A 22,301-nucleotide genomic window follows, 5' to 3' on the forward strand; every position below is an offset into this window, starting at 1 on the left:
CGGCGGAGGGGTCCGCGCCCCGGGACGGAGCCTCAGGCCGCCTGCGCCGCCCGGGTGCGCGCGGGGCGCGCGGCCGCCGGGAGACCGGTCGGGGATCCGGTCGGGGATCCGGTCGGCGGAAGACCGGTCGGGGATCCGGCCGCCGGAAGACCGGTCGGGGATCCGGCCGCCGGGAGACCGGTCGGGGATCCGGTCGGCGAGGCGGGTGGGGTCGCCGGCGTCGGGCCCGGCAGCCGGGACCAGGTCGCCGTCTCGGACGGCGGGGCGGAGATCGGCCCGTCGCCGACCAGGACCGGATGGCCGACCGAGCGCAGCAGCGGCAGGTCGCTCTCGTCGTCGGCGTAGACGAAGCACTCCTCGGCGGCGATGTCGAAGGCCGCCATGATCCGCCGCGCGGCCTCGGCCTTGGCCTCGCCGATCATGGGCGGTCCGGACAGCTCCCCGGTGAGCAGGCCCTCCGAGGTCACCTCGGGCACGGTGCACACCACGAGGTCGGCTCCGACCTCCCGGGCCAGCGGGTCGAGGCAGGCGGAGAAGGCTCCGGAGACGAGGACGACCAGGTCGCCGGCGTCCCGGTGGCGGCGCAGCGCCTCGTACACGGGGCGGTGGAGCAGCCCGCCGGCGCGGGCCTTCTCGTACCACTCACGGCCGCTGGTCTCCAGGTCGTCGAGGTGACTGCCGGCGAGGAAGCGGAAGAAGGAGCGGTTCACCTGCTCGCGGGGCACGCCCTCGCGGATCTGGCGCTGGAGCGAGTCGCGCGCCGCGGCGAGCCTGCGGGCGGCCACCTCTCCGCGCCCCCAGTACCGGGCGAGGACGCAAGCCATGCTCTTGCAGGTGATCAGGGTCTCGTCCACGTCGAAGAACGCGGCCCGGGCCGGGGCGATGCTCATGCTCTGCCCCCTCTGTCGACGAGACGGTCGGCGGCGAAGCGGCCGGTCATGCCGGCCGGCCGGGCCGACCGGCGGTCCACCACGGAGGGTGCGGGATCGGCGATCTCGTACTGCGCCGTCTCGACGAGTTCGAGGATCCGCTCCGCCAGCGGGCGCAGGCGCGCGCCGGCCGGCGTGAGTTCCACGGAGCGGTTGCCGCGCCGCTGGAAGAGCGAGGCCCCCATGTCCTCTTCCAGGCCCTTGATCTGCGCGGTCACCGCGGGCTGGGAGTAGTGCAGGTTGTGGGCCGCGCGGGTGAAGCTGAGTTCCCGGGCCACCTCGCGGAAGGCCCGTAAGTGCTGGAGTTCCATCCTTCTGCCTTTCTACGCTCGTCCGTTCTTCCCCGGAACGTGCGGCGGGACGTGCAGCCGCACATGGTGCCGTGCCGTCACGCGCAGCGGGCCACGGCGGTGGCGAGGACGCGTCCGCCCTGGGTGGCGGAGAGGCGCACCCGGCCGTCCTCCGTCGGCGCCGCCTCGACGGCCACGGCCTCGGCCAGCTCGCCGAAGACGGCGAAGTCGGCGTCCAGCGAGGTCAGCGCGGCGCCTCCCGTCGCCTCTCGGGCGGCCTGCCGGAAGGCCTCCAGGAGCAGCATCCCGGGCACGTGGTCCGAGGGGTGCTCGAAGTAGCCGGGGTGCGTGGGGTCGACGTGCAGCCGCCATTCCCGGGCTCCGGCCGGCCGGGGCCGTTCCTCCGCGGCGGGTACGGAGCGCAGGACGTGCCGGTCGTCGACGTCATCCGCGGCCGTCCCGTACGCGGGAGTCCCGGGCTCCACGGGCGCGGTCTCCGCGACCCGGCCGCGCTGCCGGAGCCGCCCGTACCGCACGCTGTCTATCACGACGACCCCGGCGGAGGCGCGGGCGCACTCCCGGCCGCCGACCTCGATCACCATGTCGAAGCGGGCGTCGAAGCGACGCGGGTTGCGGCCGCCGGCGGGCGTCACGACCTTCACGTCGAGGACCACCGCGAGCGGCCCGCAGCCGACCCGGAGGGCGGCCGGGTCGCCGATGCGCAGCGACAGCGCCTTGAAGATGAAGTGGTGGCCGAGCGGCACGTCGTGGTACCGGTGGCTCAGGAAGATGCCGGCCTGTCGTACGGTCTCGACCAGCAGCATGAAGTCGCACTGCCCGGTGGTCTCCGGGCGGTACAGCGCGTGGTTCCGGGGCAGTTGCGCGCCGACCAGGAAGCGGTCGGCCCCGGCGACGGCCGCGTCGGTGAGGAAGACCTCCGTCACCGAGGCGCGGTGCACGAACCGGCGGGAGATCGTGCGGTCGAAGCTCAGGCCTTCCTTGGCCTCCCGGACGAGTGACTCCAGGGACTCGACGGGCGTGAGCGTTTCGACGGGTAACACGGTCTGCAGCACACCGATGGACATCCTTTTCCCCCTCAAGGCGAAGCATCGTGGCGACGAGGGACCTCGGCGGCCCCTCGGCAGCAAGAAATATACCTTCGAGAATGTATATTGCAAGGCGTAGGAACGAGAGAGGCGGACGGACATGGCGACACCACGGAGCGCACCCGGCTCACGGAGCACCGAAGCCGGGCGAGGGAGCACCGAACCCAGGCAGCGGGGCGCCGAGCCCAGGCAGCGAAGCGCCGAGACCAGGCCCCGGAACGCCGAAGCCAAGCCCCGGAGCGAGCCGAAGCAGGAGCGCGCCCGGCGCACGAAGGTGCACATCCTCCAGTCGGCCGCCGAGCTCTTCGCCGAGCGCGGCTACGCGACCGTGACCCTGCAGGACGTGGCCGAGCGCGCGGAGATGACCAAGGGGGCGGTGTACTTCCACTACACGAACAAGGAGGCCCTGGCGGTCGCGGTCGTGCAGGAGCACTACGCGCGCTGGCCCGAGATCCTCAAGGGCGCCGAGGGCAACCACGAGGAACCGTTCGACACGCTCGTCGCCGTCCTCGACGCGGTCACCCGGGCGTTCGCGCGGGACATCGTCGTCCAGGCCGGCGCCCGGCTCCAGATCGAGCGGGCCCTCATCGACGCCGAGCTCCCCGAGCCGTACGTCGGCTGGGAGGACTACCTCAGCCGGCTGATCGCCGAGGCCCGGGACGCGGGACAACTGCGGGCCGGAGTGGAACCGCGCGCGGCGGCCCGCGTCCTGGTCTCCGCCTTCTTCGGCATGCAGCACATCTCGGACGTCCTCAGCCGCCGCAAGGACCTCACCGAGCGGCACGAGGAGCTGCGGACCGTCCTCCTCGAAGGGCTGCGCGGCTGATCGGCCGCGTGCCCGCCGTGAGAAGCCGGAAAACGGCGTGGCCCCCCACGGGTGTGGGAGGCCACGCCGTACGCGTTCAGCGGGTCGGTGCCGGTCAGGACCTGCTGCCCGAGGCGACCGGCGCCGGCGCGGAAGCGGAGCCCGTACCGGAAGCCGTACCGGAACCGGAAGCCACGACCGGGGCCGGGGCGGCCACGGCGGCCTTGGCGGCGACCCGGCGCAGGTACAGGTTGTTGAAGACCAGCGCCGCCGCCGTGAGCGAGGCGCCCACGATCTGCATGCCGGCCGGGACGACACCGGTCAGGGCGGAGATCACGAAGGCCGTGATCGGCACGACGTCCATGAAGAGGACGCCGTTGAGCGGGCCGAGGTAGCGGTTGCCGAAGTTCCAGCCGAGGACGCCGACGAAGCCGGCGATGACGCTCATGTAGGCCAGCTGGGGAAGGATCGAGCCCACGGCGCCCGCCGTCGGGACCGGGACGCCGCCGGCGGCCAGGATGATCGCCGTGATCACGGCGGCGCTGGCGAGGCCGAGGACCGTGGTGATCGCCGTGTACTTGATCGGGGACCAGGTCGGGAAGTAGCTCGCGCCCGAGGTGTAGACGACCCAGCACAGCGCGGCGAAGAGCAGCAGGGCGTCGGCGCCGGCCGTCTTCGGGTCGGCGATCAGCGAGCCGATGTCACCGTCGGAGACGACGAGGATGGTGCCGACGAAGGACATCGCGATGAAGACGAGCGAGAACTTCGGCGGAACGACCTTCTTCAGCACCCAGTTCACCAGGAAGCCCATCATGGGCATGGTCGCCATCATGATCGAGGCGTTCAGGGCGCCCCGCTCGCCGATGAGGTCCTGGCCGAAGAAGACCAGGAACTGGAAGCCCGCGAAGCCGGCCGTGCCGAACAGCCAGGCCAGACCGATGCGTTCGCCCTTGAGGCGGAGCCCCGCCCTCCCCTCGCGGATCCGGAGGAAGACCAGGAACATCGCACCGGCGATGGTGTAGCGCATCACGGTGAAGGTGAACGGGTCGATGTGCTTCAGGGTGGAGTCCATGAGGGGGAACATCGCGCCCCAGGACACCGTGGCCAGGAGGCAGAGGAGGACGCCTCGCGTGTACGTGTTCTGACTGTTCATGAGTCTTCCTGTCGGGCCTGAGCCGGATGGGAGTTGAGGGGAGTTCAGGGACGTGCGGGGGAGGTCGGTGCGGAGGGGGCGGCCGGGTCCCGGATCCGGAGGAGGGGTACGGGCTCCGGGACCCGGCCACGTGTGGGGGGCGGTCGTACGGGTGCGGGTCAGACCCCGGCCGGCTCCGGATCGCGGGACTCCGCGGGGCGGATGTCGAGCAGCGGCAGGACCGACTCCAGGAGCTGGGCGGCCCGGACCTTGCCGGTCGGGCTGTACGGGATGGCGTCGACGGGGACCACGTACGCCGGGAGGCACGGCACCCGGCGGGCGCAGGCGGCGCTGACCGCCCGGTAGCCGCTCTCCTGGCGCTCGGGGGCGACCGGCGTGAAGGGCACGACGAGCACCTCGCCCGCGCCGGGGAGGCTGGTGCGCAGGACGGCCGTCTCGCGGACGCAGGGCAGGTCCATCAGGTCGGCTTCGAGACCGAAGATGTTGACGTCGAGCGGCTTGCCCGCCTCGGCCTTGGCCACGCCGTCGTTGCGGCCGGTGAGTTCGAGCCGGCCCGCCTCGTCGACGAGCCCGCTGTCGCCGGTGAGCAGGAAGCGCTGCGTACGACCGCCGTAGTCGAGGGTCATGAAGTCGGGCTCGCTCGTCGCGTAACTGTCCATCAGCTGGTAGCTGGCGATGGCGACCCGGCCCCGGCTGCCCTTGGGAAGCGGCTTGTTGTCGGGGTCGAGGACGACGACGGTGTTGCCGGGCATAGGGCGGCCGGAGCGGCAGGGAGCCACGTGCAGCTCCTCGGGGCCGATCATGACGTTCACGCCGGTCTCGGTCGTGCCGTAGTAGAGGTGGAGCACCGGGCCGAGCCGGTCCCAGGCGTTGTTGATGACCCACCGGTTGAGGTGCCGGCCGCCGGAGAGGACGAAGTGCAGGCGGGAGGTCTTGTGCAGGTGCTCGGAGTTCGGGTGGGCGACGACCCTGGCCAGGACGGGCGGCACCATGAGGGTGGTGGAGACGCCCTCGTCCTGGATGATGCGGATGAGCTCCTCGGCGTCGTCGTGGGGGCCGAGGACGACGGTGCCGCCCAGGGTGAGGAAGATGCGCGCCCAGCCCGGCCCGGAGGCGTGGTAGAGCGGCACCGTGACGAGGTGGACGTCCTCTTCGTCGAAGGCGTACTGGTCGACGAGGTCGGCGAAGCGACGGGCCTCGAAGGAGGTGCGCCGGACGACCATCTTGGGGACGCCGCTGGTGCCGGAGGTGAAGGAGAAGGCCTCGAAGGGCTGCTCCACCGGCTGCGGTTCGCCGGGGGCCGACACCAGGAGGTCGGTGAAGCTGACGGAGACGGTCCGGCCGTCGGGCAGGCCCACGGGCTCGCTGTCGATGAATATGTCGAGTATGTCCCTGCCGCCCGGCCAGCCGCACTCCTCGACGAGGCCCCGGTGGGCCTTGGAGGTGATGACGACGGTCGGCTCCAGCTGGTCGAGCGCGGCGCTCGTCGCGACGGGCCCGGCGGTGTAGTCGAGGCCGACGCAGGGGATGCCGAGGGAGCTGACGGCGGCCATGGAGACCACCAGCTCCCAGCTGTTCTCGGCGAGGAAGACCGCGCGGGCGGGACGGGTCTCGGGCAGCAGGTCCTGGATGGCGCAGGCCACCCGGCTGACCTTGTCGGCGAAGCTCGCCCAGGTCATGCGGGTCTCGCCGTCGACGACGGCGACGCGCTGGGGCCAGCGGGCGGCGTGCTTGCGGATGTCCGCGATCTTGATCATGGAGGTGTTCTCCTCGGAATCGGGGGGCGGATCAGCTGGTGGCGACGGCGGTCGCGGCGGCCGTGACGGTGGCCGCGGTGGTGCCGGCGGCCGAGACGGCGGCCGCGGCACCGGCGAGCCGCTGGGTACTGAGGCGCTCGGCGCCGAGGCGCTCCGTGCCGAGCTGGTCGGTGTCGAGCCGCTCGGTGTCGAGCTGCCCGGTGCCGAGGCGCTCGGCGCCGAGGTGGTCGGCGGTCAGGTGGTCGGCGGTGGCCGGCACGGAGCCGGTGGCCGCGGCCTGGACGGCGAGTTCGCGGGCGGAGACGGTCGGGTTCCGCAGCGTGTAGATCTCGCAGCCGCTGGAGCGCAGGGTGTCGATCTGACTGAGCGTCCGCTCGCAGAGCTTCTCGCCGGGCACCGTGATGGGGATGCCGGGCGGGTAGGCGATGATGAAGTGCTCGGAGGTGCCCGCGGCCAGGGCCGCGGAGGCGCTCCGGTAGGTGCGCTGGATGGTGCGCAGGGCGTCGAGGAGCCGCAGCAGGGTCGCCTCGTCCACCCCGATGTGGACGTGGAAGAGGACGGCGTCGCCGCTCTCCCGGGCCACGTACAGCGCGTACTCGTCGAAGAGCATCCGGCGGAAGTCGGCCGCCGTGATGCCGAGGGCGCTGATGTCGACGAGGACCCGGGTGGGGTCGTCGCTGACGAGCTGCGCGGCGTCGGTGAGGTGGCCGTCGGGTCCGAGCGGGCGGTACGCGGAGAGCCTCGGGTCCGTGGCGAGCTCGACGCGCAGGGTGCGGGCGAGCCCGAGGGAGCGGCCGAGGAGCGACTCGCCCTCGGTCTCGGCCTGGAGCCGGGCCAGGTCCAGGCTGGCGAGCACGGGCCAGCTGGGCGAGGTGGTGTGGTGCTGGAAGAGCGCCTGCGCGGTGCGCTCCTGGGCCTCTCCGTCGCCGATGAGGTGCAGGTACGAGCCCTGGCGGAGCGCGGACATCGACTTGTGCGCGGAGTGGGTGACGGCCACGTTCATGGCGAGGCGCGGGTCGGCGGCGCGGAGCGCCTCGACGGCGTGCAGCGCGGTGAGCGGGCGCAGCCGGGGGTGGAAGCGGTGCGCCGCGCCCCAGGCCTCGTCGACGAGGACGGAGACGGTGGGGTGGACGGCGGCGAGCTCGGCGAGGACGGTCGGCAGGTCGTACCGGACGCCGTCGTAGGAGACGGCGGAGAGGACGACGGTGTCGAAGGGCCGGCCCTCGGCCGCGGCGGCGCGGAACATCTCCAGGAGCCGGGGCAGGTCCGCGTACGTCCGGGGGCAGCCGTCGCAGCAGCGCTGCATGGGGGCGTACGCGACCTGGACGCCGAGCGAGTTGAGCGCGAAGTGCACCGACTGGTGGCAGGAGCGGTCCGCGAGGACGCGGGAGCCGGGCTGGGTCAGCGCGGTCAGGGCGACCCGGTTGGCGGTGCTGGTGCCGGCCGAGAGGAAGAAGGTGGCGTCGGCGCCGAAGCTGCGGGCCGCGAGGCGCTGGGCCTCGCGGAGCGGTCCCCGTGGCCGGAAGAAGGAGTCGAGCATCGTGCCGCTGTAGGACACGTCGGCCGCGAGCTGCGCGACGCCGAAGAGCGCCTCGTAGGTCTCCCGCATGTGGGAGTCGCGGATAGACCGGCCGTGCGAGAGCGGCAGCGCGTGGAACGTGGCGATGTCACGTCGGGCGACTGCGAGCACGGCGTCAGCGAGGGGGGTCCTGCCGTCCGGGTAGGCCCCGGGACGAGCCGGCAGTGTCGCCGGCTCCGGAGTGGAGCTGGTGGATGCGGTCATGGACCCATGAAATAAAAACCTTCGCGAAGGTATCAACTATCATCAGCGACGCTGATGGACCCCGCCGACGGAACCCCCTCCGACCTGCGGGAGCGCCGGGACCCCCGTAGATGCGGATCCCGGCGCTCCGGCGCTTCCCCTGCCCCGCCTACTTCACGGCGGTCTCGAAACCGGCCCGGTCGCAGGAGGACACGACGCGCCCCTCGGCCCTCAGATCCGCGCCCGTGACCGCGGCGACGGTGTCGTCGAGGACGCGGGCGCTGTCCTCGTCGCCCCCCTTCCGGTCGAGCACCTCGGCGGCGGAGATCACGCCCGGGGCGAGCGCCCCGGCACCTCCGTCCGCGGCGCTGCCGGGCTTCTTCGGGAAGGCGTCCACGGAGTTCCTCGCCTCCTGCCAGCTGCCCAGCCTGGTGCAGTAGTCCTGCCAGTACGCCTTCGCCTCGTCGGCGTCGGACGACGAGCAGCCGCCCAGCAGGGCGGCCGCGAACACCACGCCCAGCGCGCGACTCCCCCTCCGCACGACGCGCCCCCTAATCACGGACGCGCCGCGGACGCGCCACCAGCTCGCCGCCGCAGTTGGGACAGACGTCATTCATGGCGTCGGCGCACGGGACGCAGAAGCTGCACTCGAACGAACAGATCCGGGCGGGTCCGTCCGGCATCAGGGCCTCGGTCTCACAACGCTCGCACCGTTCACGCATCTCCAGGGCCATGACCGGCTCCCCCTCCTCGTACGACTGACGACCCCTCCATGATCGACGTCCGCCCCGGGCCCCTCAACAGGCGGGCGGCCAAAGACCGACGGAATCGGGTCAGCGCGGGACCCGACGGCTCAGTGCCTGACCAGGCAGAACGGATGCCCCGCCGGATCCGCGTACACCCGCCAGCTCCGCGTGCCCGCCCCGTCGTCGAGCAGCGTCGCCCCCCGGGCGAGGACCTGCTCCTGGGCGGCGTCCAGGTCGGCGACGCCGAAGTCGAGGTGGAACTGCTGGGGACGCTCCGGGCCCGGCCACGTCGGCGGGCGGTGGTCGGCGACGGTCTGGAAGCAGAGGACGAGCCCGCCGGGGGTGTGCAGCGTGGACCAGGCCTCGTCGAGGGACCAGCGCGGATCGGGCCGGTCGATGTCCCCGCCGAGCACCGCCCGGTAGAACGCGGCCAGTTCACGGGGCTCGGAACAGTCCAGGACGACGCACTGCAAGTCGGCAATCATGCGCGGATCATAGGCGCCCCTCCCGCCCGGAGCCGGTTCCGCCAGCCGGGCTTCCGCCGGGGCCGCCCGGCCCGGAGCCGGTGCCGCTAGGGGGACTCCCGGCGGGCCCTTCGGGACTGGGTGCGGACCGCGCCCATGCTCGCCGCGATGACGAGGGCGATCGCGAGGGCGTCGGTGCCGGACAGGGCCTGGTCGAGGACGAGGAAGCCGGCCGTCGCGGCGATGGCCGGTTCCAGGCTCATCAGGATCGCGAAGGTGGGCGCGGGCAGCCGGCGCAGCGCGAGGAGTTCCAGGGTGTACGGGAGGACGGAGGACATCAGCGCGACGGCGAGGCCCAGGCCGATCGTCGAGGGTACGAGGAGCTTGTCGCCCGCCTCCACGATGCCGAACGGCAGGCTGAGGACGGCGCCGAAGGCCATCGCGAGCGCGAGCCCGTCGGCCTGCGGGAAGCGGCGGCCCGTACGCGCGCTGAAGACGATGTACGTGGCCCACATGGCGCCCGCCGCGAGCGCGAAGGCCGCGCCGAGTGGGTCGAGGCGGTCGAAGCCGCCGCCCCCGAGGAGGACGACGCCGCCGAGGGCGAGCCCCGCCCACAGGAGGTTCATCAGCCGGCGCGAGGCGGCCACGGAGAGGATCAGCGGGCCGAGGACCTCCAGGGTCACGGCGGCGCCCAGAGGGATCCGGTCGGCGGCCTGGTAGAAGAGGACGTTCATGCCGGCCATGGCGGTGCCGAAGGCGACGACCGTCCCCCAGTCGGCGCGGCCGTAGCCGCGGACCTTGGGCCGGCAGACGATCAGCAGGACGGCGGCGGCGAGCACGAGCCGCAGGGTGACGACGCCGAGCGCGCCCGCGCGGGGCATGAGCAGGACGGCGACGGCGGAGCCGAACTGCACGGACAGCCCGCCGGCGACGACGAGCGCGACGGGCCCGAGCCGACGCCCGGCCACGGAGCGGGACGCCCCCGCTCCTTCCCCGAGCGCTGCGGGCCCCGCGGGCGTCGCTGCCGGGGCCACCTCCTCGACGGGACTGTCCACCGACGACTCCTTCACCGCGCACGCTCACGCGCTAGTCCACCGAACTGAACCCCCAGTCCAGAATAGTGCACCACCTGTCCGGACCACAGCCGGAATGCCCTTCCCACGCTAAGAGCCCACGCGCCGCACCGGAAATGCCGATTGCGCTGTGGTTATGCTCCGGACGCATGAGCATCGAGCTGCGCCACCTCCGCTGCTTCCTCGCCATCGCCGAGGAATCCAGCCTCACCAGGGCGGCCGCCCGGCTCCACCTCACCCAGCCCGCCGTCTCCCGCACGCTCGCCGCCCTGGAGCAGCACCTCGGCGCCCGGCTCGTCGACCGCTCCACGCACCACCTCGCGCTCACCGCCGACGGCCGCGCGTTCCAGGACCGGGCGACCGCCGCCCTCACCGCCTTCGAAGCCGCCGTCGACCCCGCGCGCCTGCGCCACCGCCCGCTGCGCCTCGGGCACGCCTGGTCGGCCTTCGGCCCGTACACCACTCCCCTGCTCCGGCGCTGGCAGCGCGCCCACCCCGAGACCCCGCTCGAACTCCTGCGCATCGACGACCGCACCGCCGGCCTCGCCCGCGGCGAGGTCGACGCGGCGCTGCTGCGCGGGGCCGTGGAGGCACCCGGCCTGGTCACGGCGGAGCTCACGACCGAGGAGCGGGTGGCCGCGCTGCCCGCCGACAACCCGCTCGCCGACCGCCCCCGGCTCGCCCTCGACGACCTGGCGGGCGAGACGGTCGTCCTCAACACCGTCTCGGGCACGACCACCCTCGCGCTCTGGCCCCCCGCCGCCCGCCCGACGGCCACCCTCACCGTCGCCAACACCGACGACTGGCTCACGGCGATCGCCGCCGGCCGGGGCATCGGCGTCTCCTCCGTCTCCACGGCGGCCCTCCACCCCCACCCGGGCGTCACCTACCGCCCGCTCCCCGACGCGCCCCCGCTGCCGGTGCTCCTCGCCTGGCGGGACGCCTTCCCGCACCCGGCGACGGAGGCGCTGGTGACGATGGCCCGCGAGATCGTCAGCGGGAGGTGACCGCTCCGGCGTCCCGCCGGAGGGAACGCCAGACGTGCAGCGCCCAGGGCTGCTGCTCCGGCTCCTCGTACGAGCAGAACAGCCCGGCCGCCGAACCGTCCGGCTCCACCGCGTACGCCGTGAGTTCGTGGCGCGTCCGCCCCGTGTCCCGGGGCGTGAACCAGAAGGCGTACCGGACCCCGCCGTCCGGCAGACGCTCGGTGTGGTGCTGCCCCTCCGGCACCTCGGGGGCGCGCCCGAGGAGCGCGGCCAGGAAGTCCTCGGGGGCACGGCCCGGCTCGGTGTCCTGGAAGAGCCCCACGGCCACGCTGCGGTCCTGTGCCGCGAACTGGTCGGCGCCGTTCTCGAACCGCGCGGAGAACCCGGCGGTGCGCTCCACCGACCACCCCTCGTCGAGATCGGTCCGCACGGCGACGGGCAGGGGGTGCGGGAAGCGGGCGAGGACGTCGTCCCGGTCCCAGGTCTCGCCCAGGAGGCGTACGGCCTCCGGCCCGTGCCCCTCCACCAGGTACGGCAGCTCCTCCGGGTCGGAGATCCGCCCGGTGAACTCCGCGCCGAGGACCTCCTCGCCCCACGGACGTACGGCGTTCGCGAGGCGGCCGCGCACGAGGAGCTCCGGATAGGCGACCTCGTCGTCCCAGATCTCGGCGGCACGCAGGAAGGTCTCCTCGTCGACCTCCACCCACGCCCCGAGGACGAGCTCGGTGTCCCCCGTCAGCCGCACCGGCAGCAGACACCGCACGAAGAACCCGGCCCCGTCGAGGGCGAGGAGCGCACTCGGCCCGGGGGACCGCCGCGCCTCCTCGGGCAGCTCGAAGGCGGCGTCCGGCAGCCCGAAGCGGACGTCGATCCGCCGCTCGTCGACGAGGGCGTCACCGCAGCAGGAGCAGGTGGTGGGGGCGGGGGCGGGGGCGGAAGTACTCATTCCCGGAGCCTATGCCGGTCGGACACGGCCCTGACCGGACCGCGTCGACGAAGCCGGATCGGCCCGGCCCGGTCAGGAGGCCCCTTCCTCGTCCAGCTCCTCCGCTTCCTCGTCCAGCCCCTCCGCCAGCACTTCCGCCAGGTGCCGTCCCCGCGAGTCCGTCAGGTCGCCGATCTGGGTCCTGCACGAGAAGCCGTCCGCCAGGACCGTCGCGCCTCCGGCGGCGCGCAGGGCCGGCAGGAGCTGGTCCCGCGCGCAGGCGACCGACACCTCGTAGTGGCCCGGTTCGAAGCCGAAGTTCCCCGCCAGGCCGCAGCAGCCGCCCGCGAGGTCGCCCGTCAGGCCCGCCCGTTCCCGGAGGCGGCGGTCCGCCGCGTCGCCCAGGACGGCGTGCTGGTGGCAGTGGGTCTGGCCGGTGACCGGCCGGTCGAGGCGGGGCGGGGTCCAGTCGGGGGCCAGTTCCTCCAGGGCCTCCGCGAAGGTGCGGACCGCCCCCGCGAGCCGCGCCGCGCGGGGGTCGTCCCCCATCAGCTCCGGCAGGTCGGTGCGGAGGGTCGCCGCGCAGGAGGGTTCGAGGACGACCACCGGCCCCGGCACCTCCCCCATCACGTCGAGCGTCCGCCGCATCACCTTCCGCGCCGCCCCCAGCTGCCCCGTCGACACGTACGTCAGCCCGCAGCAGACCCGGCCCGGCGGCAGGTCCACCCCGAGGCCCGCGTCCTCCAGGACGCGGACGGCGGCCTCGCCGACCCGGGGCGCCAGGTGGTTCGTGAAGGTGTCCGGCCACAGGGTGAGGGACGGCGGGCGGGTCGAGGCGCGCTGGGCGAACCAGTACGCGAAGGACCGCTCCGCCACCCTCGGCATCGTCCGCTCCGGCGTCACCCCCACGAGCCGCGCGGCGAACGGCAGCCCCGTCGCCGCGTTCAGCCCCCTCCCGAAGTGCGCCAGCCACCCCGGCAGGCGCCCCATCGTCCAGTGCGAGCGCGGCCGGCGCAGCAGGCCGCCGAGGCCCGCGTAGTGCCGGTCGAGGAACTCCGCCTTGTACGCGGCCATGTCGACGCCCACCGGGCAGTCGCTGCGGCAGCCCTTGCAGGACAGGCACAGGTCGAGGGCCTCCTTCACCTCCTCCGAGCGCCAGCCGTCGGTGATCACCTCGCCGAGCGCCATCTCGTGCAGGAGTCGCGCCCGCCCCCGGGTGGAGTGCTTCTCCTCCCCCGTCGCCCGGTACGAGGGGCACATCACGCCCGGTCCCGTGCTCGGCCCGTCCACCCGGCACTTGGCCACCCCCACGCACCGGGCGGCGGCCCGCCCCACTCCCACCACCGGCAGTCCCTCGAACCGCAGCCCCTCGTCGAGCCGACGGGGCCGCACCAGCATCCCCGGGTTGAGGCCCCCGTCCGGGTCCCACACGTCCTTGACCGCGCCGAAGATGCCGACCAGTTCCTCGCCGTACATCCTCGGCAGCAGTTCGGCCCGCGCCTGCCCGTCGCCGTGCTCGCCGGAGAGCGAACCGCCGTGGGCGACCACGAGGTCGGCGACCGCCTCCGAGAACCGGCGGAAGTCCCGTACCCCCTTCCCCGTCCACAGGTCGAAGTCGATCCGCACGTGCACGCACCCGTCCCCGAAGTGCCCGTACGGGACTCCCCGGAGGCCGAAGTCCGCCAACAGGGCGCGGAACTCACGGAGGTACGCGCCGAGCCGCGCCGGCGGCACCGCGCAGTCCTCCCAGCCCGGCCAGGCGTCCCCGCCCCCCGGCATCCGGGTCGCCGTCCCCGCCGCGTCCTCCCGGATCCGCCACAGCGCCCGCTGCCCGGCGGCCTCCCGCACGACGGCCGCGTCGAGCGCGTCGGCGGCCCGGACCAGCGTCCGGGCCGCCGCCTCCCCGTCCACCTCGCAGAACAGCCACGCCCCGCCCTTCGGCAGCCCGGAGGCCCCTCGTACGAGATCGGCCGCCATGCCCTCCACCGTCAGGGGGCCGTACTGGAGCAGCCCGGCGGCCGCGTCCGCCGCCGCGCCCTCGTCCGCGTACCCGAGGACGACGAGGACCGGCTCGGCGGGCAGCGGGACGAGCGACACCGTCGCCTCCGTCACCACGCCGAGCGTGCCCTCGCTGCCGCAGAAGGAGCGGGCCACGTCCACGCCCCGCTCGGGGAGCAGCGCGTCGAGGGCGTAGCCGGAGATGCGGCGCGGCAGACCGGCCGGGTAGCCGGTGCGCAGGAGGGCGAGGTGGCGGTCGACGAGGTCGAGGAGTCCGGCGGGCGCACCCCGCCCGTCCCTCCCCAACGTCAACTCCTCTCCCCGGTACGTCACCACTTCGAGCGAGCGCACGTTGTCCGCCGTGGTCCCCCAGGCGACCGAGTGCGCCCCGCACGCGTTGTTGCCGATCATGCCGCCGAGGGTGCAGCGGCTGTGCGTGGACGGGTCGGGGCCGAAGGTCAGCCCGTACGGGCGGGCCGCGGCCCGCAGCCGGTCCAGGACGAGCCCCGCTCGGACGACGGCCGTCCGCTCCTCGGGGTCCAGCGAGACGATCCCGCCCATGTGCCGTGTGAGGTCGAGCACGACGCCGGTGCCGGTCGCCTGGCCTCCGATCGAGGTCCCGGCACCCCGTGCGACGACCGGTGTGGTGCCGTGCGCCCGGCACACCTCCAGGGCGGCCGCGACGTCGGCGGCGTCGCGCGGCGCGACCGTACCGGCAGGAACGCGGCGGTAGTTGGAGGCGTCCATCGTCGCGAGGGCCCTGGCGGTGGCGGAGAAGTCGACCTCTCCGGCGACGGCGGCACGCAGGTCGGCGGCGAGTCCGGACGGGTCTTCCTCGTGTCTTCCCACAACGCCAGGATGTCCCACTCCTCGTCTCATCGGGCGGACATCCGACGACCGGCGCCTCCGCGACCCGATACTCTCCGCCTCGTGGCTGAGATCCAGATTCCCGCTGACATCAAGCCCGCCGACGGCCGTTTCGGCGCGGGCCCCTCCAAGGTGCGTACGGAGGCGCTGGACGCCCTGGCCGCCACCGGCACCTCCCTCCTCGGCACGTCCCACCGCCAGGCTCCGGTCAAGAACCTGGTCGGCGAGGTACGTTCCGGCATCTCCGACCTCTTCTCGCTGCCCGAGGGGTACGAGGTGATCCTGGGCAACGGCGGCTCCACCGCCTTCTGGGACGTCGCGACCCACGGCCTCATCGAGAACAAGTCGCAGCACCTCACCTTCGGCGAGTTCTCCTCCAAGTTCGCGAAGGCCGCCAAGCTGGCTCCCTGGCTTGCCGAGCCGACCGTGATCTCCTCCGACCCGGGCACCCACCCGGAGCCGGTGGCCGAGGCGGGCGTCGACGTCTACGCGTACACCCACAACGAGACCTCCACCGGTGTCGCCGCCCCGATCAAGCGGGTCGCCGACGCCGACGAGGGCGCGCTCGTCCTGGTGGACGCGACCTCGGGCGCGGGCGGCCTCCCCGTCGACATCACCGAGACGGACGTCTACTACTTCGCCCCGCAGAAGTCCTTCGCCGCCGAGGGCGGCCTGTGGCTCGCGGCCTTCTCCCCGGCCGCCCTGGAGCGGGCGCAGAAGATCCACGGCTCGGGCCGGCACGTCCCCGAGTTCTTCTCCCTCCCGACGGCGATCGACAACTCGCTGAAGAACCAGACGTACAACACCCCGGCGCTGTCGACCCTCTTCCTGCTCAACGAGCAGCTGAAGTGGATCAACGGCCAGGGCGGTCTGGACTGGGCGGTGGCCCGCACGAAGGAGTCCTCGGACGCCCTGTACACCTGGGCCGAGGAGTCGAAGCACGCGACCCCGTTCGTCACCGACCCGGCGAAGCGCTCGCAGGTCATCGGCACGATCGACTTCGCGGACGAGATCGACGCGGCGGCGGTCGCGAAGGTGCTGCGCGCCAACGGCATCGTGGACACCGAGCCGTACCGCAAGCTGGGCCGCAACCAGCTGCGGATCGCGATGTTCCCGGCGATCGACCCGGCGGACGTGCGGGCCCTGACGGCCTGCATCGACTACGTGATCGAGAAGCTCTGACCTCTGGTCGTACGACCTGACCTCTGGTCGTACGAAGGGCCCGGCGCCGGACATCACCGGCGCCGGGCCCTTCGGCGTCTCCCGGCTATCCCTTGGGGAGCAGGCGCTTGACGCCGAGGACGAGGACGGTGGCGCCCGCGAGGACGAGGAAGCCGGTGGTGGCGCTCCCCCGGCCGTTCTGGCCGCCCTGGTCCTGCGCCGTCGGGGACTTCGACGCTCCCGGCGTCCGCGAGGACGGCTGGTCCGAAGGGCTGCCCGAGGGCCCGGACGACCCCGCCCGCTCGACGCGCACCACCCGGCTGCCCCGGCCCTCGGAGCCGAACATGAAGGCCGAGCCGTCCGGGGTGTACGTCACCGACTCGGCCTGGCCCTGGAAGGGGGCTCCGACCGCCGTGCCCTCGTCGCCGAGGCGGCCGTCCTTCCAGGCGTACTCCTTGGCCGTGAAGTAGCCGCGCAGGACGAGCCGGTCGCCGTCCGGGGAGAAGGCGCCGTCCGTCACCCAGGGCACCTCGTCGACGCGCCGGAAGACGTTCGTCCCGGACGAGGAGAGCCGCTCGGGACCCGCGTACAGGCCGCCGCCCTTCTCGTTCTTGCTCGCGATGTACACCCGGCCGGTCTTCGGATGGACCATCAGGGCCTCGGCGTTGCGGGCCCCGTCGGCGTACTTCACGACGTACTGCTTCGCCCGGACGGTCTGGTCCTTCAGGGTCTTCGGCTCGGGGAAGCGGTAGATCCAGACGTGGTCCCAGGAGCCGTCGAGGTTGTCGCCGATGTCGCCGACGTAGATGTCGCCGTCCGGGCCGACGGCGATCGCCTCCATGTCACGGGGGGTGCCGACCCCGGCCATGGTGAGGGTGGCGACGGTCTTTCCCGTACGGGAGTCGACGCCGTAGATCAGGGGGGCGTCCTGGTCGTTGTGCGTCCAGTAGACCCCGGGGTGGGCCCGGCTCGCGGCGAGGCCGCTGGACTCGGTGATCCGGGCGTCCTCGATCGTGAAGTCCCGGTCGGGTTCCTGCCCTTGGGCACGGGCATGGCCGGCCGGGAGCAGTGCGAGGGCGGCGGCCGCGCCGAGGGCGCACAGAGCAGATCGCATGGGATCAAGCGTGCCATGACGGCACGGAAACCCGATTGACCAGCGCCGGGGCCCCTGTCATGGTCGCGCCCATGCCTACCTTCCCCGCCCCCGACGGCACCCTGCTCGCGTACCACGCGTCCGGTTCCGGTGCCCCGCTGATCTGCCTGCCCGGCGGCCCCATGCAGGACTCCGCCTATCTGGGCGACCTCGGCGGCCTCGACGCCCACCGCACCCTGATCCGGCTCGACCTGCGGGGCGTCGGCGCCTCGGCGGTGCCGGAGGACCCGGCCTCGTACCGCTGCGACCGGCAGGTCGAGGACGTCGAGGCGCTGCGCGCGCACCTCGGGCTCGACACGATCGACCTCCTCGGGCACTCGGCGGGCGCGAACCTGGCCGCGCTGTACACGGCCCGGTACCCGGAGCGGGTGGCCCGGCTCGTCCTCCTCACGCCGGGCACGGCGGCCGTCGGGCTCGACACGAGCGGGGAGGAGCGGCTCGCGGCGGCGCGGCAGCCGTGGCGCGAGGCGGAGCCGTGGTTCGCGGAGGCGTACGCGGCTCTGGAGGAGCTCGCCGCGGGACGGGGCTCGGCGGAGACCTTCAAGGCGGTCGCACCGTTCTTCCACGGCACCTGGGACGAGGCCGCCCGGGAGCGGAACGCGACCACGGTGCGGCAGCGGAACGGGGAGGCCGCCGCCGTCTACGCGAGCGAGGGCGCCTTCGAACCGGAGGCCACGCGCGCGGTCTTCGCGGAGTTCAGCCGTCCGGTGCTCGTCGTCGCCGGGGAGGGCGACGCGAACACGCCGGTGCCGACGGCCGGCGCGTACGCGGAGCTGTTCCCGAAGGCGGAGCTCGCGGTCCTGGCGGGGGCGGGGCACTTCCCGTGGCACGACGACGCGGGGTGGGTCGCGGGGACCGTGGACGGGTTCCTGGGGTAGGCGCCTGGATCCAGGATCCGGGGTCCTGGATCCAATATCCCGGAGGACCCCGGGTCCAATATCCCGGATCCCGGATCCCGGATCCCGGATCCCGTGTCCCGGATCACGTCGCAGGTCCAGGACACGGTCCGCGATGATATGACCATGCGTTTTCTGTTCGTCGGCGACAGCATGACCATCGGACGCGCCGGCGACTGGACCTGGCGTTACCGCATGTGGGAGCACCTGGAGGCGACACTCCCGGGCGGGTACGAGATCGTCGGCCCGCGCTCCGGTCTGTACGACCCCTCCGCCGACGCCCCGTCGTCGGAGGCGTACCCCGACCCGGCGTTCCCCGTCGGCGCCCGGCGTCATCTGGCGGGCTGGGGCGAGGGCTGGCTACACATGGCGCCCGTGATCGGCGAGACGGTCGCGGCCACGGGGGCGGACGTGCTGCTGATCTCCCTGGGCCTGATCGACCTGGGCTTCTACACGAACAGCGACCAGACGGAGGAGAACGTACGGGCGTTCGTGGCGGCGGCGCGGGCCGCGAACCCGCGGGTCCGGGCCGTCCTCCTGCCGGTCATCCCCAACGTCCGCGCCGGGTACGACGCGCCGTTCGCCGCCGAGTGCGCCCGCTTCAACGAGCTCCTCGCGAAGGCGGTCGCCGACCTGGACACGGCCGCCTCGCCGCTGCTGCTGGCGACGGTTCCGGAGTCGTACGACCTGGGAGCCGACACGTACGACGGCACCCATCCCGGTCCGAGCGGCGAGCACAAGCTGGCGGCCGCCTTCGCCGACGCGATGCACCAGGCGTGGGGCCTGGGCGGCCCGTACGGCCCCTGAGGGGTCAGGCGGCGCGGGTGAGGCGGTTGGCGAAGGTCGACACCGTGTACGTACCGATGCCGAGGACGACCTCCAGGGCGTTGCGGCGGGTGTAGCCGGCCTTCTCGAAGGCGGCGAGGTCCTCGTCGCCGACCGCGCCGGAGGAGGCCAGGGCCCGGAGGGTGAACGTCCGGACGGCGGCGAGGCGTTCGGCGTCGGGGGCCGGTCCGAGGGCGGCCATCTTCGCCTCGTGCATGTCGACGCAGAGGTGGCACTGGTTGCGCTCGGCGACGGTCAGGATGACCGTCTCGCGGGAGTGCGGGTCGAGGGTGGTGGACTCGAAGATCGCGCTGAGCTTGAGGAAGCCGTCGAGGGTCTCCGGGGACTCCTTGAGGAGGGCGACGGCGGCGGCGGTGCGGGCGGACATGTCGACGGGTGCGGACAAGGCGGTTCCCCCTGACTAGAATGGACAACATGGTTGACCATGTCGCTGGAGAAAACGTAAATCAGGTTGTCGATAAGGGCAAGGGGGTACCCGTACGCGACACCCCCGGGTACGAACTGCCCCTGCTCCTCTTCGGCGGCTTCCGCACCCTCATCGACCGGCTGCACGCCCGCCTCGCCCACGAGGGCCACCCCGAACTGCGCCCCGCCCACGGCTTCGCCATGCAGGCCATCGGGGTGCACGGCGCCACCGCCAGCGATATCGGACGACGCCTCGGCGTCTCCAAGCAGGCCGCCGGCAAGACCGTCGACCGCCTGCTCGCCGTCGGCTACGCGGAGCGCGCCGACGACCCCGCCGATGCGCGCCGCAAACTCGTCCGGCTCACCCCGCGCGGGTACGACGCCCTCGCCCGCTCCGCCGCGATCTTCGACGACCTGCGGGCGGAATGGATCGCCGCCCTCGGCGCGGACCGCGTCCGGGACATGGAGGCGGCCCTGCGGAACGTCGTCCCCGCCGAGACGGCGTTCCGCCTGGACGCCACGAGCTGGCTGGGGACCCCTTAGGAGCCGGGACCCCTCAGGAACCGGAACCCCTCAGGAAGGGGTCACCAGGCGAAGGCCTCCGGGGACGGCCCCGGCCCGGGGAAGATCTCGTCGAGCCCGGCCAGCACCTCCTCGCTCAGCTCCAGCTCCAGAGCGGCCAGCGCGCCCGCCAGCTGCTCCGGGGTGCGGGGACCGACGATCGGGCCGGTCACGCCGGGCCGGGTCAGCAGCCACGCCAGAGCCGCCTCGCCGGGCTGCAGGCCGTGCTTGTCGAGCAGGTCCTCGTACGCCTGGAGCTGCGCCCGCACCGCCGGGTCGGCCAGCGTGGCCGCCGCGCGCCCCTCCGTACGCCGCTTGCCCTCGGTCTCCTTCTTCAGGACGCCGCCGAGCAGACCGCCGTGCAGCGGCGACCAGGGGATGACCCCGAGGCCGTACTCCTGCGCGGCCGGGATCACCTCCATCTCGGCGCGCCGCTCGAAGAGGTTGTAGAGGCACTGCTCGCTGACGAGCCCGACCGAGCCCCGCCGGGCGGCCACCTCGTTGGCCTGGGCGATCTTGTAGCCGGGGAAGTTCGAGGAGCCCGCGTACAGGATCTTGCCCTGCTGGATGAGGACGTCGACGGCCTGCCAGATCTCCTCGAAGGGAGTCGACCGATCGACGTGGTGGAACTGATAGACGTCGATGTGATCAGTACCGAGCCGCTTGAGACTGGCCTCCACGGCCCTGCGGATGTTGAGCGCCGAGAGCTTGTCGTGGTTGGGCCAGGCCTCGCCGTCGGGGCCCATGTTCCCGTACACCTTGGTGGCGAGGACCGTACGGTCACGGCGGCCGTCGCCCTTGGCGAACCAGGAGCCGATGATCGACTCCGTCCGCCCCTTGTTCTCCGCCCACCCGTAGACGTTCGCGGTGTCGAAGAAGTTGAGCCCCGCGTCGAGGGCGGTGTCCATGATGGCGTGACTGGTGGCTTCGTCCGTCTGCGGTCCGAAGTTCATCGTCCCGAGGACGAGTCGGCTGACCTTGAGTCCGGTGCGTCCGAGCTGCGTGTACTCCATGGTCGACAAGCCAACTGCTTCGAGCGCACTCGAAGCAAGGCCCTTCCCACGGCGTGGCAGGGACCGGTCACCAGGGGCTACTGACCGACCAGCGACGACACCGCGATGATCGCGAACATCAGGACGAGAGCGCCGGCCATGATCAGGTTTCGAGTCTTCGGATCCACCCGTCGAGGTTAACCCGCGCCCTCCCCACGCCCTGCCAGGGGCCAGCGGTCCACCGTCTCGTACCGGGGCTGCTCCCCCGGCACCCCGCTCACCGGCAGGTTCGACCGGACCAGGACCAGCTCGCCGACCTGCCAGCGGCCGCCCTCGAACCCGGCGAGCTCGTCGAGGAAGGGACGCAGGCCCGCCCCCTCCGCGCGCGCCCGGGCGACCGTCAGATGGGCCTGGTAGCGGCGGTGCTCCTCCATCGGGACCCCGGCGCGGCGGGCGGCCGCGTCGGCGCGCTCGGCGAGCAGCCGCAGCTCGTCCAGGTCCCCGGCGGCGCCGGTCCACAGCGCCCGCCGCCCGAAGTGGCCGCCGCCGTGCAGCCGCAGGGGGAACGGCGGCGTCCGGTGCGCGGCCCGCCCGAGCCGCTCCCGCAGCTCGGGCAGCAGCTCCTCGTCGACCTCCCCCATGAAGGCCAGGGTGAAGTGCCACCCCGGCCGCGAGGTCCAGCGGAGCCCGTCCGCACCGGGCAGCCGGCGCAGCCGGTCGACGACGTGTCCGAGCTCGTCCAGCCGCTCCGGCGGCGGCACGACGGCGGCGAAGAGCCTCATGGGGAAAGTCTGACAGGAGCCGGGCCGCCGGTCCGCTCGGGAGACCTGCTCCCCTTACGAGCCCCACCCCGCCGAAAGGCCGTACGACTAACCTCTCCGGCATGAAGATCCGGAAGGGCGGGGCGGAGGACCTCCCCGCGATACTCGCGATACTCGACAGCGCCGTGGTGTGGCTCAACGACAAGGGGATCACCGCCCAGTGGGGCACGGAGTCGTTCTCCGGGCGGCCGAAGGCGGTGGAGCAGGTCGAGCGGACCATGTCCGAGGGCGACCCGTGGATCGTGGAGATCGACGGCGTCCCGGCGGGCACGATGACGTTGACGCCGCACCCCGGCCAGCACATCGAACCGGCCGAGGAGCCGGAGGTGTACGTCCGCCTCCTGGCGACGGACGCCCGCTTCCACGGCCACGGGGTGGGAGCGGCCCTCCTGGCCCACGCAGCGGACGAAACCCGGCGCCAGGGAGTGTCCCTCCTCCGGGTGGACTGCTTCGCGGGCAGCGAGGGCCGCCTGATCGAGTACTACGAGAAGCAGGGCTTCACCCGCACCACCGCGTTCGAGGTCGGCGACTGGCCGGGCCAGGTGCTGGAGCAGCGGGTCTGACGGGCGGCACCCGGAGCCCGCGCACGGGCTCCGGGTGGGGCG

At 73.2% G+C, this 22,301-nt stretch carries 23 protein-coding genes; 7 read left to right on the top strand and 16 right to left on the bottom strand.

Annotated elements, in window-relative coordinates:
* Window positions 1–32 precede the first annotated feature (32 nt).
* The 3 genes from BLW86_RS16190 to BLW86_RS16200 all read right to left on the bottom strand — a co-directional run bounded on the left by BLW86_RS16190 (window position 33) and on the right by BLW86_RS16200 (window position 2,304).
* On the bottom strand, window positions 33–890 hold the full coding sequence (locus BLW86_RS16190; RefSeq protein WP_093874692.1) for an HAD family hydrolase: 858 nt from the start codon (window positions 888–890) through the stop codon (window positions 33–35).
* Window positions 887–1,240 carry a LysR family transcriptional regulator gene (locus BLW86_RS16195; RefSeq protein WP_256341330.1) on the bottom strand — a complete coding sequence of 118 codons (354 nt, stop codon included), beginning with the start codon at window positions 1,238–1,240 and terminating at the stop codon, window positions 887–889. The genes BLW86_RS16190 and BLW86_RS16195 overlap by 4 nt, the downstream gene beginning before the upstream one ends.
* Window positions 1,241–1,317: 77 nt before the next feature.
* Window positions 1,318–2,304, bottom strand: coding sequence for a ScbA/BarX family gamma-butyrolactone biosynthesis protein (locus BLW86_RS16200; RefSeq protein ID WP_177181665.1), 987 nt, complete (start codon window positions 2,302–2,304; stop codon window positions 1,318–1,320).
* A gap of 121 nt (window positions 2,305–2,425) precedes the next feature.
* Between BLW86_RS16200 and BLW86_RS16205 the strand changes: the two genes are divergently transcribed.
* Window positions 2,426–3,151 (top strand): ScbR family autoregulator-binding transcription factor, encoded by a 726-nt coding sequence (locus tag BLW86_RS16205; RefSeq protein WP_256341331.1) that lies wholly within the window; start codon window positions 2,426–2,428, stop codon window positions 3,149–3,151.
* 94 nt (window positions 3,152–3,245) lie between these two features.
* Here the strand turns inward: BLW86_RS16205 and BLW86_RS16210 are convergent, their stop codons facing one another.
* From BLW86_RS16210 to BLW86_RS16240, 7 genes are all read right to left on the bottom strand, one after another.
* On the bottom strand, window positions 3,246–4,283 hold the full coding sequence (locus tag BLW86_RS16210) for a DMT family transporter (protein ID WP_093874695.1): 1,038 nt from the start codon (window positions 4,281–4,283) through the stop codon (window positions 3,246–3,248).
* Between the two features lie 158 nt (window positions 4,284–4,441).
* Window positions 4,442–6,040: a class I adenylate-forming enzyme family protein gene (locus tag BLW86_RS16215; protein ID WP_093874696.1), complete on the bottom strand. Its 1,599-nt coding sequence runs from the start codon at window positions 6,038–6,040 to the stop codon at window positions 4,442–4,444.
* Window positions 6,041–6,071: 31 nt separating this feature from the next.
* A complete protein-coding gene (locus tag BLW86_RS16220; protein WP_093874697.1) occupies window positions 6,072–7,823 on the bottom strand; it encodes an aminotransferase class I/II-fold pyridoxal phosphate-dependent enzyme in 1,752 nt (583 codons plus the stop codon).
* Window positions 7,824–7,971: 148 nt separating this feature from the next.
* Window positions 7,972–8,343, bottom strand: a complete 372-nt coding sequence (locus BLW86_RS16225) for a hypothetical protein (RefSeq protein ID WP_143060254.1) — start codon at window positions 8,341–8,343, stop codon at window positions 7,972–7,974.
* 10 nt (window positions 8,344–8,353) lie between these two features.
* Window positions 8,354–8,536, bottom strand: coding sequence for a DUF1272 domain-containing protein (locus BLW86_RS16230; RefSeq protein ID WP_093874699.1), 183 nt, complete (start codon window positions 8,534–8,536; stop codon window positions 8,354–8,356).
* A 119-nt stretch (window positions 8,537–8,655) separates the two neighbouring features.
* The gene (locus BLW86_RS16235; RefSeq protein WP_093874700.1) at window positions 8,656–9,033 is read right to left on the bottom strand and encodes a VOC family protein; all 378 of its coding nucleotides are present in this window, start codon (window positions 9,031–9,033) and stop codon (window positions 8,656–8,658) included.
* A gap of 86 nt (window positions 9,034–9,119) precedes the next feature.
* On the bottom strand, window positions 9,120–10,067 hold the full coding sequence (locus BLW86_RS16240) for an EamA family transporter (RefSeq protein ID WP_371129511.1): 948 nt from the start codon (window positions 10,065–10,067) through the stop codon (window positions 9,120–9,122).
* Window positions 10,068–10,234: 167 nt separating this feature from the next.
* Here BLW86_RS16240 and BLW86_RS16245 point away from each other — a divergent pair, with 167 nt between their 5' ends.
* A complete protein-coding gene (locus tag BLW86_RS16245; RefSeq protein ID WP_093874702.1) occupies window positions 10,235–11,092 on the top strand; it encodes a LysR family transcriptional regulator in 858 nt (285 codons plus the stop codon).
* On the opposite strand, the gene BLW86_RS16250 is transcribed toward BLW86_RS16245, so the two are convergent.
* Window positions 11,079–12,017 (bottom strand): DUF2199 domain-containing protein, encoded by a 939-nt coding sequence (locus BLW86_RS16250; RefSeq protein WP_093874703.1) that lies wholly within the window; start codon window positions 12,015–12,017, stop codon window positions 11,079–11,081. The two genes, BLW86_RS16245 and BLW86_RS16250, sit on opposite strands and share 14 nt — an antisense overlap.
* Before the next feature lie 72 nt (window positions 12,018–12,089).
* A complete protein-coding gene (locus BLW86_RS16255; protein WP_093874704.1) occupies window positions 12,090–14,873 on the bottom strand; it encodes an FAD-binding and (Fe-S)-binding domain-containing protein in 2,784 nt (927 codons plus the stop codon).
* A 51-nt stretch (window positions 14,874–14,924) separates the two neighbouring features.
* Between BLW86_RS16255 and serC the strand changes: the two genes are divergently transcribed.
* Window positions 14,925–16,043, top strand: coding sequence for a phosphoserine transaminase (gene serC, locus BLW86_RS16260; protein ID WP_093874705.1), 1,119 nt, complete (start codon window positions 14,925–14,927; stop codon window positions 16,041–16,043).
* Between the two features lie 85 nt (window positions 16,044–16,128).
* On the opposite strand, the gene BLW86_RS16265 is transcribed toward serC, so the two are convergent.
* Window positions 16,129–17,136, bottom strand: a complete 1,008-nt coding sequence (locus tag BLW86_RS16265; protein WP_093874706.1) for a hypothetical protein — start codon at window positions 17,134–17,136, stop codon at window positions 16,129–16,131.
* A 71-nt stretch (window positions 17,137–17,207) separates the two neighbouring features.
* Here BLW86_RS16265 and BLW86_RS16270 point away from each other — a divergent pair, with 71 nt between their 5' ends.
* Both BLW86_RS16270 and BLW86_RS16275 read left to right on the top strand, forming a co-directional pair.
* A complete protein-coding gene (locus BLW86_RS16270; protein ID WP_177181667.1) occupies window positions 17,208–18,053 on the top strand; it encodes an alpha/beta fold hydrolase in 846 nt (281 codons plus the stop codon).
* Window positions 18,054–18,197: 144 nt separating this feature from the next.
* Complete coding sequence (locus BLW86_RS16275) at window positions 18,198–18,878, top strand: GDSL-type esterase/lipase family protein (protein ID WP_093878693.1); 681 nt, start codon at window positions 18,198–18,200, stop codon at window positions 18,876–18,878.
* 4 nt (window positions 18,879–18,882) lie between these two features.
* Here BLW86_RS16275 and BLW86_RS16280 read toward each other — a convergent pair whose 3' ends face one another.
* Window positions 18,883–19,284 carry a carboxymuconolactone decarboxylase family protein gene (locus tag BLW86_RS16280; RefSeq protein WP_093878694.1) on the bottom strand — a complete coding sequence of 134 codons (402 nt, stop codon included), beginning with the start codon at window positions 19,282–19,284 and terminating at the stop codon, window positions 18,883–18,885.
* A 47-nt stretch (window positions 19,285–19,331) separates the two neighbouring features.
* Here BLW86_RS16280 and BLW86_RS16285 point away from each other — a divergent pair, with 47 nt between their 5' ends.
* Window positions 19,332–19,865 carry a MarR family winged helix-turn-helix transcriptional regulator gene (locus BLW86_RS16285; RefSeq protein WP_218138018.1) on the top strand — a complete coding sequence of 178 codons (534 nt, stop codon included), beginning with the start codon at window positions 19,332–19,334 and terminating at the stop codon, window positions 19,863–19,865.
* Window positions 19,866–19,906: 41 nt separating this feature from the next.
* On the opposite strand, the gene BLW86_RS16290 is transcribed toward BLW86_RS16285, so the two are convergent.
* Window positions 19,907–20,896, bottom strand: coding sequence for an aldo/keto reductase (locus BLW86_RS16290; protein WP_093874709.1), 990 nt, complete (start codon window positions 20,894–20,896; stop codon window positions 19,907–19,909).
* A gap of 176 nt (window positions 20,897–21,072) precedes the next feature.
* Window positions 21,073–21,657, bottom strand: coding sequence for an RNA 2',3'-cyclic phosphodiesterase (thpR, locus tag BLW86_RS16295; protein ID WP_093874710.1), 585 nt, complete (start codon window positions 21,655–21,657; stop codon window positions 21,073–21,075).
* A 101-nt stretch (window positions 21,658–21,758) separates the two neighbouring features.
* On the opposite strand from thpR, the gene BLW86_RS16300 reads away from it, so the two are divergent.
* Window positions 21,759–22,259: a GNAT family N-acetyltransferase gene (locus BLW86_RS16300; RefSeq protein ID WP_093874711.1), complete on the top strand. Its 501-nt coding sequence runs from the start codon at window positions 21,759–21,761 to the stop codon at window positions 22,257–22,259.
* The last annotated feature ends 42 nt before the right edge of the window (window positions 22,260–22,301 follow it).

Origin of the sequence: Streptomyces sp. TLI_105 (genome assembly GCF_900105415.1) — a bacterium.
Taxonomy (GTDB): Bacteria; Actinomycetota; Actinomycetes; order Streptomycetales; family Streptomycetaceae; genus Streptomyces.